This is a genomic window from Verrucosispora sp. TAA-831 (assembly GCF_050780145.1).
GTDB lineage: Bacteria > Actinomycetota > Actinomycetes > Mycobacteriales > Micromonosporaceae > Micromonospora.
In genome coordinates this window covers 195,102-215,428 of record NZ_CP192240.1, presented here as the reverse complement: position 1 = coordinate 215,428, position 20,327 = coordinate 195,102, and the positions used below count along the sequence as shown (strand labels likewise).

Here is a 20,327-nt window from a genome sequence, read left to right as displayed (position 1 = left end):
CCCCCGGCGTGGCGTAGCAGGTCCGGACGGGAGCGCGATGGTCGACAGCACGGACGGACGACGGCGACGGCGACGGAGTCCGGTGGTCTCGCCGGTGCTGCGGCCGATGCTCTGGTCCGCCCTGCTCAGCGCCGTCGCGAGCGCCGTCCTCGCCGCGCCCGCGTACGCCGAGCCGGGCATCCCGGCCACGGTGCCCGACACCGGATCCCGCCCGGCCGTCGCCGGTCAGCTCCAGTTGCCCGGTGCACCGACCGGCGGCACCCCCGGCGTGGTCGCCCCGACCGTCACCCCCGCCGGCAACGCGCTCGAAGCCCAGATCAACGCCGTCGAGGCACGGATCGGCGAACTCGGCACCCAACTGCTCGACCTGCAACAGCAGCGCACCGAGGCCGAGTCGCAGCACACCGCCGCGCAACGCACCCTGGAGTTCGCCCGGGCCGCGGTCCAGCAGGCCCAGCAGCGCGCCGACCAGGTCGCCGCCGAGGCGATCAAGGTCGACGCCGCCCAACCGCCCGGCGACTGGGCGGCCACCCTGCGCGACCTGGAACTGCTGCACCGGGCCAACCGGGGCGAGCGCAGCGAGGGCGCCACCGGCCCGGCCGCCGGCCAGGTCAGTCGCGCCCGGGCCGAGGAGCAGGTGGCCACGCAGGCGTTCACCGCGGCCGAGCAGCGGCTGCGCGGGGTCCAGCAGCAGTACGCCGCCACGCAGCAGTCGCTGCGGGAGGAAGAGGCGAAGCTGGTCAAGCTGCGCGAGGAGAACTCCGCGCAGTTGATCACGCTGGCCCGCCAGCAGGAAGCCGCCGAGCAGCAGCTCGGTGCCGACTACGTCGACCAGTCGGCCGACGGGCTGGTCGCGCACCCCACCGCGCTGGCCGCCCTCGCGTACGCCCGCCGTCAGCTCGGCGACCCGTACGTCTGGGGTGCCACCGGTCCGAACTCGTTCGACTGCTCCGGTCTGGTCTGGTCGGCGTACCGGTCGGCCGGGTACAACAAACTGCCCCGGGTCTCCCGCGACCAGTACTACGCGACCCGGGCCCGTACCGTGCCGCGCAACGCGCTGCTCCCCGGCGACCTGGTCTTCTTCGCCTCCGGCAGTAGCTGGCGGACGATCCACCACATGGGCATGTACGTCGGCGGCGGCAAGATGATCCACGCACCCACCACCGGCGACGTGGTGAAGATCTCGACGGTGCGCTGGTCCCGGTTGTACGCCGCGACCCGGGTGGTCGGCGCGGTCCCGGCGCCCGCCGCCTCGCCCACTCCGTCGCAGCCACCGGCGCCCAAGCCCACGCCGAAGCCGACCCCGAAGCCCACCACCAGCCCGAAGCCGACGCCGACGCCGCGACCGACGTCGCCGTCCCCCACGCCGACGGGCTCGCCCACGCCGACGCCGACCAGCACCCCCTCGCCCTCGGTGACGCCGTCGCCGACCACCTCGCCGTCGGAGAGCCCGTCGACCACGGCCACCCCGAGCACGGAGAACAGCAGCCTCACCCCGACGCGCAGCAGTTCCACCCCGACCACGGCGACGAGCAGCAGGGCTGCCGAGGAGAGCGCCTCGGCCACCCCGTCCACCACCGGCGGTCGCTGACCCGGGCGGGGCCCGCCGAGGGCGTTCCGGCCCGTCCCACGCGTACACGAGGGACACTGTGCGGGCTACGGGTGTGCCATCCGGTCGGGATGTGGCACGGTGTCATCCAGGCACTGCCGGTCCGGTGGTACGGATCCGGGTGCGAGCGTGGCACGGAGGACGAGGATGACCGAACACGAGGTTCCGGCGAAGCCGGCCGACCCTGCGTCCACCGTCACGCCGACCGACGCCGCAGCACCCGCTCCGGCCGCCTCCTCCACACCTGAGCCTGCGTCCCCCACTTCGCAGTCCGATCCGGCCGTCCCGGAGGCCGCTCCGTCCGCCCCGGACCCGGTCGTACCTGCGTCGGTCGGACCTGCGTCGGCGGCACCGGGCGGCGCCGATCGGTCACCGGCACGCGGCCGGGCGGGCGTCGCCCGCGTACCCGTACCCGGGGACTCGGCCGTCGGCGCCGGACCAGCCGCCCCGGCCGCGCCCGGGTCCGGCGCTTCGGCGACGGGCGGCGGGACCACGTACCGGGCTGGCGTCCCGATGGCCCCCGAGACCGACCGACCGCCGGTCGGCACGGGTGTGAGCGGGCTCGTCGGCAACACGGGCATGAACCGGGCCGTCGGCAGCGCGGGCGTGATCGGGGCCGCCAAGGCCGGGACGGCCGGCGTTCCCGGGCAGCGCGAGCCGGTGCCGCCGACGTCGGCCCGAGCCAGCGTCCGGGTCGCCGGGACGGGCCAGGTCAGCGCGGACGAGGCCGCGTCCGCCGGTGGTGGCTCGCGGGCGGCCGGGGTCTACCGGTCGACGCCGATCGCCCCGAAGTCGTCCGAGCCCGCCCCGGATCCGTCCGAGGCCGCCCCGGAGTCGTCCGAGGCCGACCGGCCGGTCGAGCCACCGCAGCCGACGACGCCGGAACCGCAGCCCGTGCCGGAGCCGGTGGAGCCCGCGCCGACGCCGCCCGCACCGGTGCCGGGACCCAATCCGCCCTCGCCGACGCCGCCCGTCCCGGTGCCGGAACCACCCACGCCCGGGCCGTACCCGCCGGGGCCGGTGCCCGCGCCGCCACCCGCTCCCCGACCGGCACCGCCGGTGCCGGGTCCGCCCGCCCCGCCGCCCGGCCCACCCGTGCCGTCGCCACCGCCGCCGCCCGGTCCGATGCCCGCACCACCGTTCCCGCCGCCGCCGGCCACCGCCGCCCCGACCCCGTTCGGGTCGGCCCCAGCAGGGTCGGCCGCAGTCGGGTCAGCCTCCGTCGAGTCGGCCATGGGATCGGCTTCCCTCGGGTCCGCCACGGTCGGGTCGGCCAGGGCAGCAGCGACCCCGGCGGCATCGGCTGCGGCTGCCTCGACCACGGCGGCGTCGGCCCCGCCCTTCTCGGCACCCCCGGTGGTACCGGCTCCGGCGCTGCCGACCTGGCCGCCAACGACCACTGCGAGCGGGCGTCGGGACGAGCCGGTCGGCGACTCGCCGGGGGTCGCAGCCCGCCCCTCGGTACGGCCGGGGCTGTTGCCGTCCGAGCCGCCGACGGCGCCGCTCGGCAGCGACCCGGACCGGACCCGGCCGGTGCCGCTCAACGACCCGGAGATCACCAGGCCGGTCTCCCGGCCGCACCCGCCGTCGGCGGCCGGACCAGCGGCAGCAACCGGTCTCGGACCTCGGCCGGACACCGCCGGGTCGGCCGGGTCGGCGGCGTACCGTCCCGGCGGGTCCGATCTGAGCGCCTACTACGCGGGCGGTTCGGGGGCCAACACCGTGGCCTTCCCGGTCGGCGAGGAGAACTCCGGGTCACTGACCGGTCACATCCTGGCGCAGGGTTGGACGGACACTCCGGCCGAACGGTCCGGGAACACCCTGCGGGTGCTGATCGTGCTGGCGGTCGCGCTGGGCCTGCTGGTGGCGTTCAGCGTGCTCGTCGTGCTGTTGACGAACGACGCGCTGAGCGGTCTGACCGGCTGAACGACAGGTGAGCCCGCCCACTACCCCCATCCGGTCCCCGCGTGGTGACGACTCTCGCCGTACACTTGTGGGCGATCACTGACCTGGCGCGCGAACCGCGCGCCCATGGGCGTTCTTGCGGACGGATCCGGCGGCGCAGTGCCGTGGCGGGACATCGCGAAGGTGCGCCCCGCTCGAAAGGCATTTCTTGACCACCTCCGCTGCCTCTGGCATGCCCCTGTCCGCCTCCGAGGTTCCCACCGATCTGCCGGCCGACGCCGCCGGCCCCGACCAGTCGATCGACTTCGGCGCGCTGGGTCTGCCCCAGCCGCTCGTACGCGCCCTCGCCCGGCAGGGCATCACCGCTCCCTTCGAGATCCAGCGCGCGACCGTGCCGGACGCCCTCGCCGGCCGCGACGTGCTCGGCCGTGGGCAGACCGGCTCGGGCAAGACGCTCGCCTTCGGGCTACCGCTGCTGGCCCGGGTGGCCGAGGGGGGCCGGGCCCGCCCGATGCGGCCACGTGCCCTCGTCCTGGTGCCCACCCGAGAACTCGCCATGCAGGTCAACGACGCGCTCCTGCCGTTGGGCAAGGCGGTCGGCGTCTTCCTGAAGACCGCCGTCGGCGGGGTGCCCTACGACCGCCAGATCGACGCCCTGCGTCGGGGCGTCGAGGTGGTCGTGGCCACCCCGGGTCGGCTCGCCGACCTGATCGACCGTGGCGTCTGCCGCCTGGACGACGTCGAGGTCACCGTGCTCGACGAGGCGGACCAGATGGCCGACATGGGCTTCCTCCCCGAGGTCACCGAGCTGCTGGCGAAGACGCCCGCGAACGCCCAGCGGCTGCTCTTCTCGGCCACTCTGGACACCGACGTGGACGCGTTGGTCCAGCGGTTCATGACCGACCCGGTGACGCACTCCACCGCGCCCGCGACCGCTGCGGTCTCCACGATGGACCATCACCTGCTGCTGATCCCGCCGCAGGAGAAGTTCCCGGTGACCGCGTCGATCGCGGCACGGTCCGGCCGGACCATTGTCTTCGCCCGTACCCAGCTCGGCGTGGACCGGCTGGTCACGCAGCTCGCCGCAGTCGGCGTACGCGCGGGTGGGCTGCACGGCGGCAAGACCCAGCGGATGCGTACCCGCACCCTGGCCGAGTTCCGCGAGGGTCGGACCAACGTGTTGGTGGCGACCGACGTGGCGGCCCGGGGCATCCACGTGGACGGGGTCTCGCTGGTGCTGCACGTCGACCCGCCGAAGGATCCGAAGGACTACCTGCACCGGGCCGGACGTACCGCCCGGGCCGGTGAGGCGGGCGCGGTGGCCACCCTGGTGCTGCCGAAGCAGCGCCGTACCACGCTGGCGATGCTGGAGAAGGCCGGTGTGGAGCCGGAGCAGACCCGGGTACGCGTCGGTGACGCCGCATTGGCCGAGCTGACCGGAGCCCGCGAGCCGAGCGGGGTGCCGGTGCGCGAGGAGCGGGACGAGCCGCGTCGACCCGGCCGCCCGACCGGAGGCCCGCGTCGGTTCGGCGACCGGCCCGGTGGCGACCGTCGCTTCGGTGACCGCCCCGCCGGGGAGCGCCGCTACGGCGACCGCAGCTACGGGGACCGCTCCTACGGGGACCAGCCGCGTGGCGAGCGCCGCTACGGGGACCGCAGCTACGGCGACCAGCCGCGCGGGGAACGCCACTTCGGCGACCGTTCCTACGGTGACCAGCCGCGCGGGGAGCGCCGCTTCGGTGCCGACCGGGGCGGGCGCTCCGAGGTGCGGGGCGACGAGCGGCGCGGGTCGGTCGGGCGTCCCCGGGCGCACACCTACTGATCGTCCTTCGGCGCATGGCCTGCCGGGCCGGGCGCGGTGGCGTAACGTCCGAAACATGTCGACCATGCGGAAGTCGCTGCTGTGGACCCGGTCCGACACGGCCGGTGCCGAACACGCCGTGGTCGACGACGGTTCCGGACTGACCGCCCACGGCACCCAGATCGCCGCCGACCCGGTGCCCTACACCTGCCGCTACCAGGTGGCCACCGACTCCGAGTGGGTCAGTGTCCGCCTGGAGGTCGAGGTCGAGGGGGCCGGGTGGCGGCGGAGCGTACGCCTGGAACGGGCGACCGAGCGGTGGCGGGTGACCGCGGCCGAGCAGGGTGATCTGGACGCGGTCCTGACCGCCGCCGGGCGGGCCCCTGCCGGGCTGCCCGGCCTGGAGGATCCGGACCGCCTGGTCGACGCCCTCGACGTCGACCTGGGTGGCTCACCGCTGTTCAACACGCTGCCGGTGCGGCGACTCGGCCTGACCACCGCGCCCGCCGACACCACGCACCGGATCGACGTGGCCTGGGTGCTGCTGCCGAGCCTGACCGTGCTTCCCGCCGAACAGGTCTACACCGGGCTGGGCCCGCACCGGTTCCGGTACGCCAGCGACGGCTTCAGCGCCGAGGTCGACGTGGACCGGGACGGCTACGTGCAGCACTACCCCGGTCTGGCGGAACGCTCGACGCCCCGCTGAGGCGTCGGCCGGTTCAGCCCGGCCAGGAACCGTCTGCCAGGAACCGTTCCACCGTCGCCAGGTGCGGGGCCAGGTCGAGACCCTGCCCGGCCACCCACTCGTCGGCGTAGTACGTGTCGGCGTACCGGTCACCGGCGTCGCAGATCAGGGTGACCACCGAGCCGGTGCGCCCGGCGGCGCGCATCTCGGCGATCAGCCCGAAGGCGCCCCACAGGTTGGTGCCGGTCGACCCGCCGACCCGTCGGCCGAGGACGGCCGACCCGGCCCGCATCGCGGCCAGGGAGGCGGCGTCCGGCACCTGCACCATCCGGTCCACCACGCCGGGCAGGAAGGACGCCTCCACGGTGGGTCGGCCGATCCCCTCGATGCGCGATCCCCTCCCGGTGCGGACCGACCAGTCGGCCGCCTGCCAGGCCGGATAGAACGCGGAGTTCTCCGGGTCCACCACGCAGAGCTTGGTGGGCAGCCGCCGATAGCGGGCGTACCGGCCGATGGTGGCGCTGGTGCCGCCGGTGCCGGCGCCGACCACCACCCAGGCGGGTATGGGATGCCGTTCCAGGGCGAGCTGCGCGTAGATCGACTCGGCGATGTTGTTGTTGCCCCGCCAGTCGGTGGCCCGTTCGGCGTAGGTGAACTGGTCCATGAAGTGCCCGCCGGAGTCCTCGGCGAGCCAGCGTGCCTCGATGACCACCTTGGCCGGGTCCTGCACCAGGTGGCACCGGCCGCCCTGGAACTCGATCTGGGCGATCTTCTCCGGCGATGTCGAGGCGGGCATCACCGCGATGAACGGCAACCCCAGCATCCGCGCGAAGTACGCCTCGGAGACCGCCGTGGAGCCCGACGACGCCTCGACGATCGTGGTCTCCGGCCCGATCCGGCCGTTGCAGAGCCCGTACAGGAACAGCGAGCGGGCCAGCCGGTGCTTGAGCGAGCCGGTCGGGTGCACCGACTCGTCCTTGAGATAGAGGTCGATCCCCCACGACCGGGGCAGCGGGAAGGGCAGCAGGTGGGTGTCGGCGGACCGGTTGGCGTCCGCCTCGACGGCGGCGATCGCCTCGGTCACCCACCGCCGGCCCGCCTCGTCGCAGCGGTCGAGATGAGTCACGCTCGGAAAGGTAGCAAGCCGTTCAGGAGGAGGTCTGCGCCACCGGCTGGGGGCGGTTCTCCCACTTGGTCGACAGCGCGATGCCGGTGCGGGTGGAGGCCACCCCGGGGGTCCGGTTCAGCCGTACGATCAGCCGCTCCAACTCGACGATGGTGCTCACTCTGGCCTTGAGCAGGAAGGACTCGACTCCGGCCATGAAGTAGCAGGACTCGATCTCCGGTATCGCCCGGAACGCCTCCAGCACGTCGTCGGTGTCCGCGCCGGAGTCCTCGACGATGCCGATCAGGGCGGTGACGCCCAGCCCGACGGCCTCCGGCTCGACGTCGGCCCGGTATGCCCGGATGACCCCGCCGGACTCCAGTTTGCCGACCCGTTCGTGCACTGCCGGCGCGGATAGGCCGACCTGGCGGGCGAGTTCGGCGTACGACAGGCGGGCGTTGCCCCGGAGCAGGTCCACGAGGCTACGGTCGATGGCGTCCACGGACTGTGACCCTAGTCGGCGGCGCGTGACACCGGGACTCCGGTATCCGTTGGGCATGGCAGTGGGTGACAGTTCGCATACCCAGGGTCGGAAGGGCGCGCCGCCGGTACCATTTACTAACTTCTCACTCAGTGCGTTTTTCGCGTTTGGCGGACAGGCCAGTTCGCTGGTGCTGTAATTGCCATACGTCCCTCATGACGGCTCTGGGCTCGCACCGGCCGGGGGCAGTGTGTTCAGCCGGGGGCTTCGTCGACGCGAGGAGGGGGCTGTGGACACTGGAGATCGCCTGCTGACACCGGGTGAGGTCGCCGCGCTGTTTCGGGTTGACCCGAAGACTGTGACGCGATGGGCGGCAGCCGGCCGGATCGGCAGTATCCGGACTCCAGGAGGGCACCGCCGGTTTCGGGAATCCGAGGTGCGGGCCCTGCTTGAAGGGGAGGGCATGCTGGAAGAGGCGGACGAGATGGGCAGACCACGCAACAACGGCCCAGCCGCCTCGACCGGCCCGGGTCCGGCCAACGCCGGCATGTACTGAGTGGTGCGGGTCGGGACGCGGACCGGTCGTCAGGTCCGGTCCGCGTTCAACATCCCCGCCCACCTGCGGAACAGGGTGTGCGGTACGCCGAGGGCGTCGAGCACCTTGCCGGCCACGAAGTCCACGAGCTGAGCCGCCGAGGCGGCGGCTCCCGCGCCGTAGAAGCCGGGACTGGCCGGCAGGACCACCGCACCCGCGTCGTGCAACGCGATCAGGTGTTCCAGGTGGCTACGGGTCACCGGGGTCTCCCGAGGCACCACCACGACCCGTCGACGCTCCTTGAGGTTGACCTCGGCGGCGCGCTGCAACAGGTCCTTGGACAGCCCGATGGCGATGCCGGCGCAGGCCGCCGTGCTGGCCGGTACCACCGCCATGCCACGCACCGGGTACGAGCCGCTGCTCGGCCCGGCCGCCAGGTCACCCGCCGGCCAGTGCCGTACGTCGGCGCCGACCAGGTCGCGGCCGAGCCAGGCGCCCAGGTCGTCCGCCCAGTGGGCGTCCCGGAACGACCTGCCGGTCTCGTCCAGCACGGTCAGCCGGGCGGCCCGGGAGACGATCAGATCCACCGACTCCCCGGCGTCGAGCAGTCCGCGGACGACTGCGGCCGCGTACGGCGTCCCGGAGGCCCCGGAGACGCCGACCACCCATGGTTCACGCATCCCCCAAGCCTGCCTGGTCACCGTCGACACCGGTGCGGCACCCCCGGGACCTGCCCCGATCCGGCGGCAGTGCGTCGTTACGCCATCGATGTCCGATCAGCGTGCGAGGGTCATCGCGACCTGGCATGCTGCCTGGTGCCGCACGCGGTACGGCACCTCAGGGGGAGGGATCGGGATGAGTCAGGACGTCCTGCCCTCGCTGCGGGACGCCTGTCCGATCCCGTCCCGGCTGTCGCCGTACGCCGACGACGTGCAGGAGTGGTTGATCGACTGGTTGCCGCAGACCGGGCTGACGGTGGACACGGGGACCGTCGGGCTGCTGGCCGGTGCCCGCTTCGCCCGCTACGCCGGTCGGCTCTACCCGGACGCCGACGAGCCCGACCTGCGCGTACTCACCGCGCTGTTCACCTGGTTCTTTCTGGTCGACGACGCCTGTGACAAGCCCGGCCGGTTCGGCCTCGCCGAGATCCGTGGGCTGCGCGACGGCGTACCCGCGTTGCTTCTCGGACGGGCCCGGTCAACGCAGACCGGGCTGGTCGGGCCGATGCGCCGGCTGCTGGTGACCGCGTGGCGAGAGCCGCGCCGCCGGATGCCGGCCCCCTGGCGGGCCCGGTTCGCCGACGCGGTCGCCCACCACCTCGACGGCACGTGGCGGGAGGCGGCCAACAAGGCCGACGGTCACCGGCCCGGCGTCGACGAGTACGTCGAACTGCGCCGCGCCACCTCGGCCGCGTACGTGTCGTACCCGCTGGTGGAGTTCGTCACCGGTCGGCCGCTGCCCGACGCGGTCTACCACCATCCGGTGCTGAGCCGGTTCCGGGACCTCGGCAACGACCTGCTCTCCTGGTACAACGACCTCGCCTCGTTGGAGCGCGACGAGGCGACCGCAGGCGGGCACAACCTGGTGCTGGCGACCGCCACCGAACACCGGCTGTCCCGGACGGCCGCGATCGAGTCGGTGACCCGGCGCTGGCACACCACGATGCGGGAGTTCGTCGACCAACGGTCCCGGGTGCCGTCGTTCGGTCCGGCGCTGGACGAGGCCGTCACCGCCCACCTCGACGGGGTGTCCCGGGCCGTGCGCGGCACCATCGACTGGACGTTGGAGAGCACCCGCTACGCGGGTAAGGAAGGGCACCTTCCTAACGCCTCCGGTAGATAAGGGGTCCCTTCCTAACGCCCGAACCCCGCACCCGACCCCGCACCCGAACCCAGCCGGCACCTACGCACGGCAGGGCGCCGGACGCGCACGGGGTTCAGGGGCGCAGGCCGAGCCGGACGACCAGGTCGAGCACGGCGAAGGCGAACAGGGCGATGCCGACGAAGCCGTTGGCGGTGAAGAACGCCCGGTTGACCCGGCTCAGGTCGGTCGGCGTGACCACCAGGTGCTGGTAGCCGAAGGCGACTGCGGTCATCAGCAGACCGATCCACCAGAGCCAGCCGAAGCCGACCAGCACGCCGAACCATCCGAACAGCGCGAAGGTCACCACGTGCGCGACCGTGGAGGCGTGCAACGCGAAGCGCAGGCCGTACCGGGCCGGCACGCTGTGCACCCCGATCTCACGGTCCACCTCGGCGTCCTGGCACGCGTAGATCAGGTCGAAACCGCCGATCCACAGGCCGACGGCCGCACCGAGCAGCCAGGCCGGTCCGGAGCCGGCGAAGGTGCCGGTGACCGCCAGCCAGGCGCCGATCGGCCCGACCGCCTGGGCCACCGCCAGGATCGCGTGCGGCCAGTTGGTGAACCGCTTGCCGTACGGGTAGACCACCAGCGGCACCACGGCCAGCGGCGCGAGCACCAGACAGAGCGGGTTGAGCAGGGCGGCGGCGGCCAGGAAGACCACCAGGGCGACGCCCGCGCCGGTCCAGGCCGTGCGCAGGCTCACCGCCCCGGTGACCAGTTCCCGGTTGGCGGTACGCGGGTTCCGCGCGTCGATCCGGCGGTCCAGGATGCGGTTCGCGGCCATCGCGAACGTCCGTGCCCCGACCATCGCCACGGTGATCAGCAGCAGGTCGAGCCAGCGCACCCGACCACCGTTGACCTGCATCGCGGTCAACGCCGACAGGTACGCGAACGGCAGTGCGAACACCGAGTGCTCGATCGCCACGAGCTTGAGGAAGGACTTCACGCGCCCGGGATGTTCGGCCGGCTCCACTGCGGCGGTCGCCATCAGATGCCGTACTCCTTCCACCGCTTGTCGACCAGCGAGACGACCTCGGGCGACATGGTCATCTCCTCCGGCCAACCCCGGGTGTAGCCCTCGGTGGGCAGCTTGCGGGTGGCGTCGATGCCTGCCTTGCCGCCCCAGAACTGCTGGTAGGAGGAGTGGTCCAGGTGGTCCACCGGCCCCTCGGTGAGCAGCAGGTCGCGGGCGTAGTCGACGTTGCCGAAGGCGCGGAACGCCACCTCGCGGTAGTCGTGCACGTCGCAGTCCTCGTCGACGATCACGATCAGCTTGGTCAGCGACATCATGTGCGCGCCCCAGATCGCGTTCATCACCTTCTGGGCGTGCTTCGGGTAGCGCTTACGGATCGACACGATCGCGCAGTTGTGGAAGACCCCGGCGGCGGGCAGGTCGTAGTCGACGATGTCCGGGATGAGGAAGCGCAGCAGCGGCGCGAAGATCCGCTCGGTGGCCTTGCCGAGACCGTGGTCCTCCTGCGGCGGCTTCGAGGTGACGATGGTGTGGTAGACCGGGTCGCGCTGCATGGTCATCGCCTCGACGTGCAGCACCGGGAACGGCTCGACCGGGGTGTAGAAGCCGGTGTGGTCGCCGAACGGGCCCTCCGGCAGGCGCTCGCCCGGCTCCAGGTAGCCCTCCAGCACCACCTGGGCGTGCGCCGGCACCTGCAACGGCACGGTCAGGCAGTCGACCATCTCCACCCGCTCGCCGCGCAGGAACCCGGCGAACAGGTACTCGTCGATGTCAGCGGGGAGCGGCGCGCTGGACGCGTAGCTGACCACCGGGTCGCAGCCGATGGCGATGGCGACCGGCAGCCGCTGGCCCAGCCGCTCGGCGACGGCGTGGTGCGCGGTGGAGTTCTTGTGGATCTGCCAGTGCATGCCGAGCGTGTTGTGGCTGTGCTGCTGGAGCCGGTAGAGGCCGAGGTTGCGCTTGCCGGACTCCGGGTGCTTGGTGTGGGTCAGCCCGAAGTTGTGGAAGATCCCGCCGTCGCCCGGCCACACCTGCAGGCCCGGCAGCCGGTTCAGGTCGACGTCGTCACCCCGGTAGACCACCTGCTGACACGGCGCGGTCTTGACCTTCTTGGGCGGCATCGACTTGAGCTGCATCACCTTGCCCAGGCCGCCCATCATGCCGGAGAAGCCCATCGGCAGTTCCGGCTTGAGCATCTCGCCGATCCGGTTGCCGATCTCGTCCAGCGACTCGACACCGAGCGCCATCGCGGTGCGCTTCTCGGTGCCGAACAGGTTGATCGCCACCGGCATCTCGCCCCGGGTGGGCCGCTCGAAGAGCAACGCCGGGCCGTCGTCCCGTACGGTCCGCGTGACGACTTCGCTGATCTCCAGCGTCGGGTCGACCGGTACGCCGACGCGCCGTAGTTCGCCCGCGCGCTCCAGCGCCGCCAGGAAGTCCTTCAGATCGGTGTACGGGAACCCACGAGCCGCCATGCAGCAAGTCTGTCCTACGCACCTGCGAAGTGCCCACGCCGGGTGCTGTGATGTGAAAGGAAGGGCCCCTTATTAACGCCTCCGGTAGAGCACGGGTCCCCTGCTAACACACGGCGGCACGGAAATTACACACCGCGGCATAGAAAGGAGCCGGCGGGGTAGTCGAGCACCCGACGAGAGCGGAGTCGATCATGGCTGACGAACGGGTTCCGGCGGGGTTCACGGAGCAGCGAGCGAAGGTCGGCGACATCGCTGTCAACTACGTCCGAGGCGGTAGCGGCCCCACACTGGTGCTGCTGCACGGGTATCCGCAGTGCTGGTACATGTGGCGGCACGTACTGCCGGATTTGGGGCGGTCGTTCGAGGTGATCGCACCGGACCTACGGGGCTTCGGCGGCAGCGACGCCCCGCCGGGCGGGTACGACAAGAAGACCCTCGCTGGTGACCTGCACGGGCTGCTCACCAGCCTGGGCCTGAACCGCGACCTCCGGCTCGTCGGCCACGACATCGGGACCATGGTCGCGTACGCGTACGCCGCGGCCCACCCGGACCGGGTACAGCGGCTGGTACTCAGCGAGGCACCGATCCCCGACGAGGGCATCTACACCTTCCCGGCGCTCACCGCCGCCGGCCCGGGGGTGTGGAACTTCGGCTTCTTCAGCCTCACCAACGGGCTACCGGAACAGCTCGTCGCCGGTAGGGAGACGCTCTGGATCGACCGGTTCACCGACTCGCTGATGCTGCGCAAGGGCAGCCTGGACGCGACGGACATCGAGGAGTACGCCCGGCACCTACGTGACCCGGCCCACCTACGCGCAAGCTTCGAGTGCTTCCGCGCGTTCGGGCAGGACATCGCGGACAACGCCGAATACCGGAAGTCGATGCTGGCAATGCCGGTGCTCGCCATCGGCGCGCAGGCGAGCCTCGGCCGCCAGGTCGCCGAGCAGGTCCACCGGTACGCCAGTTCGGTGACCGGCGAGGTCGTCGAGGACAGCGGCCACTGGCTCTTCGAGGAACAGCCGACGGAACTCACCGCCCTGCTGCTGCGCTTCCTCCGAGCCTGACCGCCTCGCATGCGCTGCCTGCCTGGCAGGTCAGCGGCGGGCGGCCAGCGCCACGAACGCGCGCCAGGCGGCCGGGCCGAAGATCAGCACGTCGCCGTCCCGGTCCTTGCTGTCGCGTACGGCGACCACGCCGGTCAGGTTGTCGGCCACCTCGACGCAGTTGCCGCCGTTGGTGCTGCTCCTGGTGCTGGTGCGCCACCGGGCACCGGTCAGCTCCGCCATGACTCCGCCACCTCCGTCAACAACTCGATCGACTGCCGGGGCGGCAGCGCCTCGCCCTGGATCGCCTCCCAGGACGCCCGGATCGCCAGTACGTCCTCGGTGTCGTCGATGACCTGACCCTTGAGTTGGTCATCCAGGTAGGCGACGTCCTCCCCACCGGGAAGGGTAGCCAGCACGAAGGCCCCGGCGACACCTGGATACGCGCCGACCGAGGCGGGCACCACGTGCAGTCGTACCCGGGGCTGTTCGGTGGCCAGCTTGACCAGTCGGCCCAACTGCTCCCGCATCACCAGCGGGCCACCGACCGGGCGACGCAGCACGTGTTCGTCCAGCACCGCGACGAGCTGCGGCGGTCGCTCGCCGGTCAGCACCGCCTGCCGCTCCAGCCGGGCCGACGCCCGCTGCTCCACCTCCTCCTCGTCGTAGAGGCCGACGCTGCGGAACAACGCGCGGGCGTACGCCGAGGTCTGCAACAGTCCCGGCACCACCGTGTTCTCGAACGAGCGCAGCACGGTCGCCTGCCGCTCGTTGGCCTCCCACTCCCGCATCCACTGCGGCGACCCGAGCCGGACCAGCATCCGGGCGAACGCGCCGCCGGTGTCGAGGGCGGTGTCCGCCAGCTCCCAGAAGTCCGGCGGCGGTTTGCGCGCCTCCGTCTCGACCATGGCCACCGTCGACGGCGAATAGTTGATCGCCCGGGCGAGGTCCTCCTGGGTCATCTTCCGTGCCGCCCGCATGTGCCGCAGCTCGTCGATCAATACGCGCGACCGCTCGTCCATCCCCACGTCTCCTCACCAGCGCGTTCCGCGATCCTCACGCCTCTCACCGGCGACCCCGCCCGACGCACAGGGCGATCGGATGCCTTCCGACAGTAGTCGTCTCCTCACCAGACTGTCCCCATCGGAACCGTCCGGATCCGACCCGAAAGGACGGGCGGAACCGAGGCGGGGCCGTCCGGCACGTCGGCGACGGACGGCCCCGCTTCCACCCGCGACCGGCGGACCTGCGTCCTCGACGGAGCCGGTCCCGCGTCCACCCGTCACGGACCGGTCCCGCTTCTGCCATTCCGCCGCCGGCAAGCCGGAACGCGGCAGCCCGCCCCCCCGACGTGACACCCGTGAAGGGAGACGCAGATGAGTTCGGTGCCGCACGTCCACGTACCGCTCCGGCCGCTCTGGCTGTGCCGGGCCTGCGGTATGCCGTGGCCCTGCGCGACCGCCCGGCTCACCCTGCTGGCCGACTACCGGGAGAGCCGCGTCGCCCTGTCGATCTACCTGGCCGGGATGCTGTACGACGCCGTGGACGACCTGTATCGGCTCGATCCACACAACGTGCCGAAGCCCGCGTCGCTACACGAACGCTTCCTCGGCTGGGCCGCCCCGCGCACACCCCGTCCACCCGAGGCCCCAGCCCCTTGAGCCCGGAACGCGTCGACGTTTGATCTTGGCCAGTTGCCGTTCATCGATAACGAGAACTGTCCAAGATCTCCTCGGCGGAGGCAGAGCAGGGGCGGGACATCTCACAGGTGCTGGGGCGTCGGGCGTCGGAAACGGCAGGCTTGGCGCATGTCGGACGCGTACGTCGTCGGCGATCCGGACGGGTTGTCGCCGCTGCTCACCAGTCTCCGCGACGCGATCGCCCGCGAGCTGCACGCGCAGTTGGCGATGCGTGCCGAGCGCATCGACCTGGCCGACGTGCCGGAGATCGCCTACCAGATCACGTTGCGCGTCGACGAGGCCCTGAGCCGCCTCGGCAGGGACTGGTGACTACGGCCCGACCAGGGCGGGCAGGGTTCTGTCCTCACAGACCGCCGTAGGAGTGCAGGCCCTCGAAGAAGATGTTCACGCCGAAGAGGTTCATCAGCACCGTCAGGAAGCCGAGGATGGCCAGCCAGGCGGCCACGTTGCGCTTCACGCTCGGCGTCGCGCGGGCGTGCAGGTAACCGGCGTAGATCACCCAGGAGATGAACGACCAGGTCTCCTTCGGGTCCCAGCCCCACGGCCGACCCCAGGCCGCCTCGGCCCAGATCGCCCCGGCGATCACCGCGAAGGTGAACAGCGGAAACGCGAAGGCGTGCAGGACGAAGGTGAGCCGTTCCAGGCTGGCCGCCGCCGGCAGCTTCTTCGCCAGCGTGTACGGGAAACTGCGCTTGCCACGTTCGTAACCGGCCCGCATCAGGTACGTCGCGGCCGGTACCGAGCCCAGCAGGAACAGTCCCGAGGCGAAGACGACGGTCGACACGTGCACGATGAACCAGTACGAGTTGAGCGCCGGCACCAGCGGCACGATCGGGGTGTAGAGCACCAGCTCGGCGGTGGCCACCAGGAGCACCATGACCAGGGTCAGGAACAGCCCGAGGCGACGCAGCGACGGCACCTTCCAGAGCACCACCAGCCAGGCGGTGACCCCGATGAACGAAACCGTGAGCACGAACTCGTACATGTTGCCCCAGGGCATCCGCTCGGCGGCGATGCCCCGGGTGACCAGCCCGACCAGGTGCAGGGCCGCGCCCAGCGCGGTGAGGGCCACCGCGATCCACCCGGCGACTGCGGCCCGCTTCGCGGTGCGTTCGGCCGGAGTCCGTACCGCCCCGCCGCCGGTCCCGGTGGCGCCTTCGGCGTCGGCCGTGCCCGTCGTACCGCCGTCCCCGGCCGTGCCCGCCGCGCCGGAGCCGACCGCCGCGCCGACCAGCTCGCGGGCCGGGGCTGCCGCCACCTTGACCCGCGAGTTGCCGAGGGCGTACTCGACCGCGTGACTGATCATGGCCAGCAGGTACACCAGGGTGGCGATCGACACCACCTGGTCGGAGAGTGCGGACATCACTCGGCTCCTTCTCGCGCCCCGGCCCGCTCGTCCGGGTCGATGGCCTCGCCGGTCCGCCGGTCGTCGCCGATCGCGGCGACCAGTTGGCTGAACTCGGCGGCGAACCCCGGATGTTCGGTCCGGGGCAGGCCAGCCACCTCGACCAAGCTACTACCGCCCGTCGGAGATCTACTGTCGGGGGGGCCGGAACCGGCGGGCGCGGCACCGGCGGGCACGGCACCGGGGGGCACGGCACCGGCGGGCAGCAGCCGGACGAAGATCCGGCGTCGCCGGACGAACAGCGAGCCCATCAGCCCGAGCACCAGCCCGACGGAGCTGATCAGCAGCAACATGGTGCCCGGGTCGTGCCGGACCGACAGCACGATGTAACGCTCGGTGCCCACGAACTCGACCGTGGTGCCGTCGTCCAGCGTCCAGCTCTCGCCCTTGCGCAGCTCCTTGGAGCCGACCTCGGTCAGCCGGCCGTTGCGGATCTGCCGCTGGTCGAGCTGGTAGACCGAGCCGGGGATGCCGCCGTCGAGGCCCAGGTTGCCCCGATAGGCGATCAGGCCGAGCAGCGGATTCTGCTCCGTCGGGTACTCGGAGCGGGTGAACGGCGGCTCCTGCGGCGCGGTCGGGAGGTAGAGGCCGGAGAAGGCCATCTGGAGGTCCGCGTTCCGCTCGCCGGTCGCCGGGTCGACGTTGGCGTCCGGGAAGGCCGCCAGACCCTCGCCGGTCAGACCCATGTCGCCGGTGGTCAGGAAGGGCACCACGCTGGTCTGCGTACCGCCGAACCGGTCGGTGTAGCGGATCACCGGAGCGTAGCCGTGGCCCAGCAGGTAGACGTTCGCGCCGTCGAGACGCAGCGGCGAGTTGACCGAGAACTCGGCCGCCCGGGGTGCGCCGCCGTCCTCGTCCACGGTGACCTTGGCGTTGAAGTGCGAGGGCTGGCCGCTGGGCAGGAACTCGGCCTCGAACTCGTCGAGCTGCATGCAGAACCGGGGCAGGTCGTCGCCGACGCGCGGACCGAGTTTCGCCTCGGCGTACTGCTGGCGGGTGTTGCAGAAGACGCCGTCCGGGCCGGAGACGAGCAGGCGGTTGCCGTGCCAGCCGTACCAGGAGCCGAGGGCGACACCGATCAGCACCAGCACCATCGAGGAGTGGAAGATCAGGTTGCCGGTCTCCTTGAGGTAGCCCTTCTCGGCGGAGATCTCGTCACCGCGTACCGCCACCCGCCACCGGCGGCGTCGCAGCGTCTCGGCGACCGCCGCCGCGCCACCGGCGGGCACCGGCACCACCGCGTGCTGCGGCAACCGCTCCAACCGCTTCGGTACGGCCGGCGGCCTGGCCCGCAGCGCCCGGACGTGATCGCGCAGCCGGGGCGTGATGCACCCGATCAGCGAGGTGAACAGCAGCAGATAGATCGCCGAGAACCACACCGAGCTGAACGCCTCGAACGCGCCGATGCGGTCCAGCACCGGAGCGAGCTGCGGGTTCGCGGTGTAGAAGTCCCGGACGTCCTCCGGGTTGACGCCGCGCTGCGGCAGCACCGAACCCGGGATCGCGGCGACCGCGAGCAGGAAGAGCAACACCAACGCGGTACGCATGCTGGTGAGCTGCCGCCACGAGTTGCGCAGCAGCGCGAGCAGCGCGTGGGGGCGGCGTCGGGGTGACTCGGCCGGGGCGGCCGGCCGGTCGTCCACCGCGGTCATCAGATGCTCACCTCGAAATCGCCCACCCCGACGGTGGTCTGCAACCAGATCACGACGTTGGTCCACCCGCCGGTGAGCAGGGCCAGCCCGATCAGGATCAGCAGTACGCCACCGACCCGGGTGACCCAGCGGCTGTGCCGACGGATCGTGCGGAAGACCCCGAGCAGGCGGTTGAAGCCGAGCCCGAAGATGATGAACGGTATGCCCAGCCCGAGGCAGTACGCCACGGCGAGCACCACCGCGCGGTCGGTCTGCCCGCTGGTGGTGGCCATGCCGAGCACCGCGGCCAGTGTCGGGCCGGTGCACGGGACCCAGCTCAGGGCGAACACCGCGCCGAGGACGGGTGCGCCGAGCAGGCCGGCGTTCGGCAGGCGGTTGATCCGGAACTCGCGTTGGAAACCGGGCAGCGCCCCGAGGTAGCCCAGCCCGAGCACCACGATCAGCGCGCCGACGACGATCTCCAGCGCCCGTTCGTAGTCGAAGAAGACCCGGCCGATGCTGCTGAACAGAATCGCGGTGGCGGTGAACACCACGGTGAAGCCGGCGATGAAGAGCAGCGTCCCGGCGAGTACGCGCCCCTTGACCGCCGGGCTGACCCGGGTGCGTTCCCGCAGCGCCGTACCCCCGCCGGAGGTGTAAGGAGGGGACCCCTCCTCTACACCAGGCGTTAGTACGGGGCCCTTCCTTTCATCTCGGCCCTCCAGGTCCGCGCCCGCCAGGCCGGTCACGTACGACAGGTAGCCCGGCATCAGGGGCAGCACGCACGGGGAGAGGAAGCTGACCAGCCCGGCCAGCGCCGCCGCGCCGATCGCCAGCAGCAGCGGCCCCGAGACGGCGAGCTGACCGAAGGTCTCGCCCATCAGCGTGGGCCGGACGCCGCAGCGGACTCCGCGGCGATCCGCTCGACGATGGGTTGCAGGCCCTCCTGGCGTACCGCCGCCCGGATCACGGTCGCGATCCGGCCCTCCCGGTCCAGGACCACGGTCGCGGGGATGGTGTTCGGCGGGATGTCCAGGTCGAGAGCCAGGCGGCTGCCCGGGTCGAAGATGCTCGGGTAGCTGATCCCGAAGCCCTCCTCGAAGGCGATCGCCTTGTCCCGGCTGTCCTGCACGTTGATGCCGAGGAAGGTCACCCCGGAATCCTTGGTCGCCTGGTAGGTGTTCTCCAGGTCGTCGGCCTCGGCCCGGCACGGCGCGCACCAGGAGCCCCAGAAGTTGACCACGACGACCTGGCCCCGCTGCTGCGTCACGTCGTAGGAACCGCCGTCGAGCAGCTCACCGGCGAGACTCGGCGCGTCGGAACGCTGGTCCGGGGCGCATTCCACGATGCCGCCGGTGTTGTCGCAGGCCGCCTCCCGGCCACCGCCGGTGCAGCCGCTCAGCACCGTCGTGGCGGTGACGGCGGCGAGCAGACCCACGGCCCACCTGCGGAGCGCCACGTCAGGCTCCCTTGGCCGTCCGCGCGGTCGGCGAGATCGCCACCAGGTGCGCGGCCGGCTCTGAATAGCCGATCCCGACGATCTTGGCGCCGTCGAAGTGGAACGTGGTCAGCGAGGCCAGTCCGCACTGCCGGCGGCGCGGGTCGTGCCAGAGCCGCTTGCGTTCGACGTGCCGGCGCAGCGTCCAGATCGGGAGCTGGTGCGAGACCAGGACGGCCTCCCGCCCCTCGGCGGCGACCCGGGCGGCGTGCAGCGCGGCGAACATCCGCTCGGCGATCACCCGGTACGCCTCGCCCCAGGAGGGGGTCACCGGGTCGCGCAGCACCCACCAGTTACGGGGGTCGCGGAAGGAGCCGTCACCGGGCGAGACCTTCTTGCCCTCGAACCAGTTGGCGCTCTCGATGAGCCGTTCGTCGACTCCGACGGGGAGCCCGAACTGGGCGGCGATCGGTTCGGCGGTCTGCTGGGCACGTTCCAGCGGGCTGGCGACCACGTGCACGACCTCGCGTTCGGCGAGCCCCTGCGCGGCGGCCTTGGCCATCTGGACACCCAGTTCGCTGAGGCGGAAACCGGGCAGTCGGCCATAGAGAATGCCGTCCGGGTTGTGTACCTCGCCGTGCCGAAGCACGTGGACCACCGTCTTGCTCACTGTTGTGT

The 20,327-nt window shown here is 71.9% G+C and carries 22 protein-coding genes; 9 read left to right on the top strand and 13 right to left on the bottom strand.

Going from position 1 to position 20,327, the window contains the following annotated elements:
• The first annotated feature begins 37 nt into the window (after positions 1–37).
• A complete protein-coding gene (locus ACQVFL_RS01000; protein ID WP_431728370.1) occupies positions 38–1,591 on the top strand; it encodes an NlpC/P60 family protein in 1,554 nt (517 codons plus the stop codon).
• Between the two features lie 782 nt (positions 1,592–2,373).
• Here the strand turns inward: ACQVFL_RS01000 and ACQVFL_RS00995 are convergent.
• Complete coding sequence (locus ACQVFL_RS00995; protein ID WP_431728369.1) at positions 2,374–3,168, bottom strand: hypothetical protein; 795 nt, start codon at positions 3,166–3,168, stop codon at positions 2,374–2,376.
• Between ACQVFL_RS00995 and ACQVFL_RS00990 the strand changes: the two genes are divergently transcribed.
• The 3 genes from ACQVFL_RS00990 to ACQVFL_RS00980 all read left to right on the top strand — a co-directional run bounded on the left by ACQVFL_RS00990 (position 3,143) and on the right by ACQVFL_RS00980 (position 6,021).
• Entirely contained in the window at positions 3,143–3,535 is a 393-nt protein-coding gene (locus tag ACQVFL_RS00990) for a hypothetical protein (protein WP_431728368.1), read from the top strand. The genes ACQVFL_RS00995 and ACQVFL_RS00990 overlap by 26 nt on opposite strands.
• Before the next feature lie 211 nt (positions 3,536–3,746).
• Positions 3,747–5,336: a DEAD/DEAH box helicase gene (locus tag ACQVFL_RS00985; RefSeq protein ID WP_431728367.1), complete on the top strand. Its 1,590-nt coding sequence runs from the start codon at positions 3,747–3,749 to the stop codon at positions 5,334–5,336.
• Positions 5,337–5,391: 55 nt separating this feature from the next.
• On the top strand, positions 5,392–6,021 hold the full coding sequence (locus ACQVFL_RS00980) for a putative glycolipid-binding domain-containing protein (RefSeq protein ID WP_431728366.1): 630 nt from the start codon (positions 5,392–5,394) through the stop codon (positions 6,019–6,021).
• 13 nt (positions 6,022–6,034) lie between these two features.
• Here the strand turns inward: ACQVFL_RS00980 and ACQVFL_RS00975 are convergent, their stop codons facing one another.
• Together ACQVFL_RS00975 and ACQVFL_RS00970 are read right to left on the bottom strand one after the other, a co-directional pair.
• Positions 6,035–7,126, bottom strand: a complete 1,092-nt coding sequence (locus tag ACQVFL_RS00975) for a PLP-dependent cysteine synthase family protein (protein WP_431728365.1) — start codon at positions 7,124–7,126, stop codon at positions 6,035–6,037.
• A 22-nt stretch (positions 7,127–7,148) separates the two neighbouring features.
• Positions 7,149–7,607 carry an Lrp/AsnC family transcriptional regulator gene (locus ACQVFL_RS00970; RefSeq protein WP_387258362.1) on the bottom strand — a complete coding sequence of 153 codons (459 nt, stop codon included), beginning with the start codon at positions 7,605–7,607 and terminating at the stop codon, positions 7,149–7,151.
• A gap of 268 nt (positions 7,608–7,875) precedes the next feature.
• Between ACQVFL_RS00970 and ACQVFL_RS00965 the strand changes: the two genes are divergently transcribed.
• A complete protein-coding gene (locus tag ACQVFL_RS00965) occupies positions 7,876–8,142 on the top strand; it encodes a BldC family transcriptional regulator (protein WP_396692063.1) in 267 nt (88 codons plus the stop codon).
• A gap of 29 nt (positions 8,143–8,171) precedes the next feature.
• On the opposite strand, the gene ACQVFL_RS00960 is transcribed toward ACQVFL_RS00965, so the two are convergent.
• Positions 8,172–8,801 (bottom strand): UbiX family flavin prenyltransferase, encoded by a 630-nt coding sequence (locus tag ACQVFL_RS00960; protein WP_431728364.1) that lies wholly within the window; start codon positions 8,799–8,801, stop codon positions 8,172–8,174.
• 175 nt (positions 8,802–8,976) lie between these two features.
• Between ACQVFL_RS00960 and ACQVFL_RS00955 the strand changes: the two genes are divergently transcribed.
• Positions 8,977–9,963: a terpene synthase family protein gene (locus ACQVFL_RS00955; RefSeq protein WP_431728363.1), complete on the top strand. Its 987-nt coding sequence runs from the start codon at positions 8,977–8,979 to the stop codon at positions 9,961–9,963.
• A 94-nt stretch (positions 9,964–10,057) separates the two neighbouring features.
• On the opposite strand, the gene mqnP is transcribed toward ACQVFL_RS00955, so the two are convergent.
• The gene (gene mqnP / locus ACQVFL_RS00950) at positions 10,058–10,972 is read right to left on the bottom strand and encodes a menaquinone biosynthesis prenyltransferase MqnP (protein WP_431728362.1); all 915 of its coding nucleotides are present in this window, start codon (positions 10,970–10,972) and stop codon (positions 10,058–10,060) included.
• The gene (locus tag ACQVFL_RS00945) at positions 10,972–12,432 is read right to left on the bottom strand and encodes a menaquinone biosynthesis decarboxylase (protein ID WP_431728361.1); all 1,461 of its coding nucleotides are present in this window, start codon (positions 12,430–12,432) and stop codon (positions 10,972–10,974) included. The genes mqnP and ACQVFL_RS00945 overlap by 1 nt, the downstream gene beginning before the upstream one ends.
• A 191-nt stretch (positions 12,433–12,623) precedes the next feature.
• On the opposite strand from ACQVFL_RS00945, the gene ACQVFL_RS00940 reads away from it, so the two are divergent.
• Positions 12,624–13,496: an alpha/beta fold hydrolase gene (locus tag ACQVFL_RS00940; RefSeq protein ID WP_431728360.1), complete on the top strand. Its 873-nt coding sequence runs from the start codon at positions 12,624–12,626 to the stop codon at positions 13,494–13,496.
• Positions 13,497–13,526: 30 nt separating this feature from the next.
• Here the strand turns inward: ACQVFL_RS00940 and ACQVFL_RS00935 are convergent, their stop codons facing one another.
• Positions 13,527–13,718 carry a DUF397 domain-containing protein gene (locus tag ACQVFL_RS00935; RefSeq protein WP_431728359.1) on the bottom strand — a complete coding sequence of 64 codons (192 nt, stop codon included), beginning with the start codon at positions 13,716–13,718 and terminating at the stop codon, positions 13,527–13,529.
• Entirely contained in the window at positions 13,706–14,497 is a 792-nt protein-coding gene (locus ACQVFL_RS00930) for a helix-turn-helix domain-containing protein (RefSeq protein WP_431728358.1), read from the bottom strand. Before ACQVFL_RS00930 ends, ACQVFL_RS00935 begins: the two co-directional genes overlap by 13 nt.
• A 354-nt stretch (positions 14,498–14,851) precedes the next feature.
• On the opposite strand from ACQVFL_RS00930, the gene ACQVFL_RS00925 reads away from it, so the two are divergent.
• Both ACQVFL_RS00925 and ACQVFL_RS00920 read left to right on the top strand, forming a co-directional pair.
• Entirely contained in the window at positions 14,852–15,136 is a 285-nt protein-coding gene (locus tag ACQVFL_RS00925; RefSeq protein WP_396692055.1) for a hypothetical protein, read from the top strand.
• A 147-nt stretch (positions 15,137–15,283) separates the two neighbouring features.
• Positions 15,284–15,484, top strand: a complete 201-nt coding sequence (locus ACQVFL_RS00920) for a hypothetical protein (protein WP_396692054.1) — start codon at positions 15,284–15,286, stop codon at positions 15,482–15,484.
• Between the two features lie 34 nt (positions 15,485–15,518).
• Here the strand turns inward: ACQVFL_RS00920 and ccsB are convergent, their stop codons facing one another.
• The 5 genes from ccsB to ACQVFL_RS00895 are packed head-to-tail and all read right to left on the bottom strand — an operon-like array spanning position 15,519 to position 20,319.
• Positions 15,519–16,538 carry a c-type cytochrome biogenesis protein CcsB gene (ccsB, locus tag ACQVFL_RS00915; protein ID WP_396692053.1) on the bottom strand — a complete coding sequence of 340 codons (1,020 nt, stop codon included), beginning with the start codon at positions 16,536–16,538 and terminating at the stop codon, positions 15,519–15,521.
• Positions 16,538–18,232: a cytochrome c biogenesis protein ResB gene (locus ACQVFL_RS00910; protein ID WP_431728357.1), complete on the bottom strand. Its 1,695-nt coding sequence runs from the start codon at positions 18,230–18,232 to the stop codon at positions 16,538–16,540. Before ACQVFL_RS00910 ends, ccsB begins: the two co-directional genes overlap by 1 nt.
• Positions 18,232–19,092, bottom strand: coding sequence for a cytochrome c biogenesis CcdA family protein (locus ACQVFL_RS00905; protein ID WP_396692051.1), 861 nt, complete (start codon positions 19,090–19,092; stop codon positions 18,232–18,234). The genes ACQVFL_RS00910 and ACQVFL_RS00905 overlap by 1 nt, the downstream gene beginning before the upstream one ends.
• On the bottom strand, positions 19,092–19,616 hold the full coding sequence (locus ACQVFL_RS00900; protein WP_396692712.1) for a TlpA family protein disulfide reductase: 525 nt from the start codon (positions 19,614–19,616) through the stop codon (positions 19,092–19,094). Before ACQVFL_RS00900 ends, ACQVFL_RS00905 begins: the two co-directional genes overlap by 1 nt.
• Positions 19,617–19,671: 55 nt before the next feature.
• A complete protein-coding gene (locus ACQVFL_RS00895; RefSeq protein ID WP_396692050.1) occupies positions 19,672–20,319 on the bottom strand; it encodes a histidine phosphatase family protein in 648 nt (215 codons plus the stop codon).
• Between the last annotated feature and the right edge of the window lie 8 nt (positions 20,320–20,327).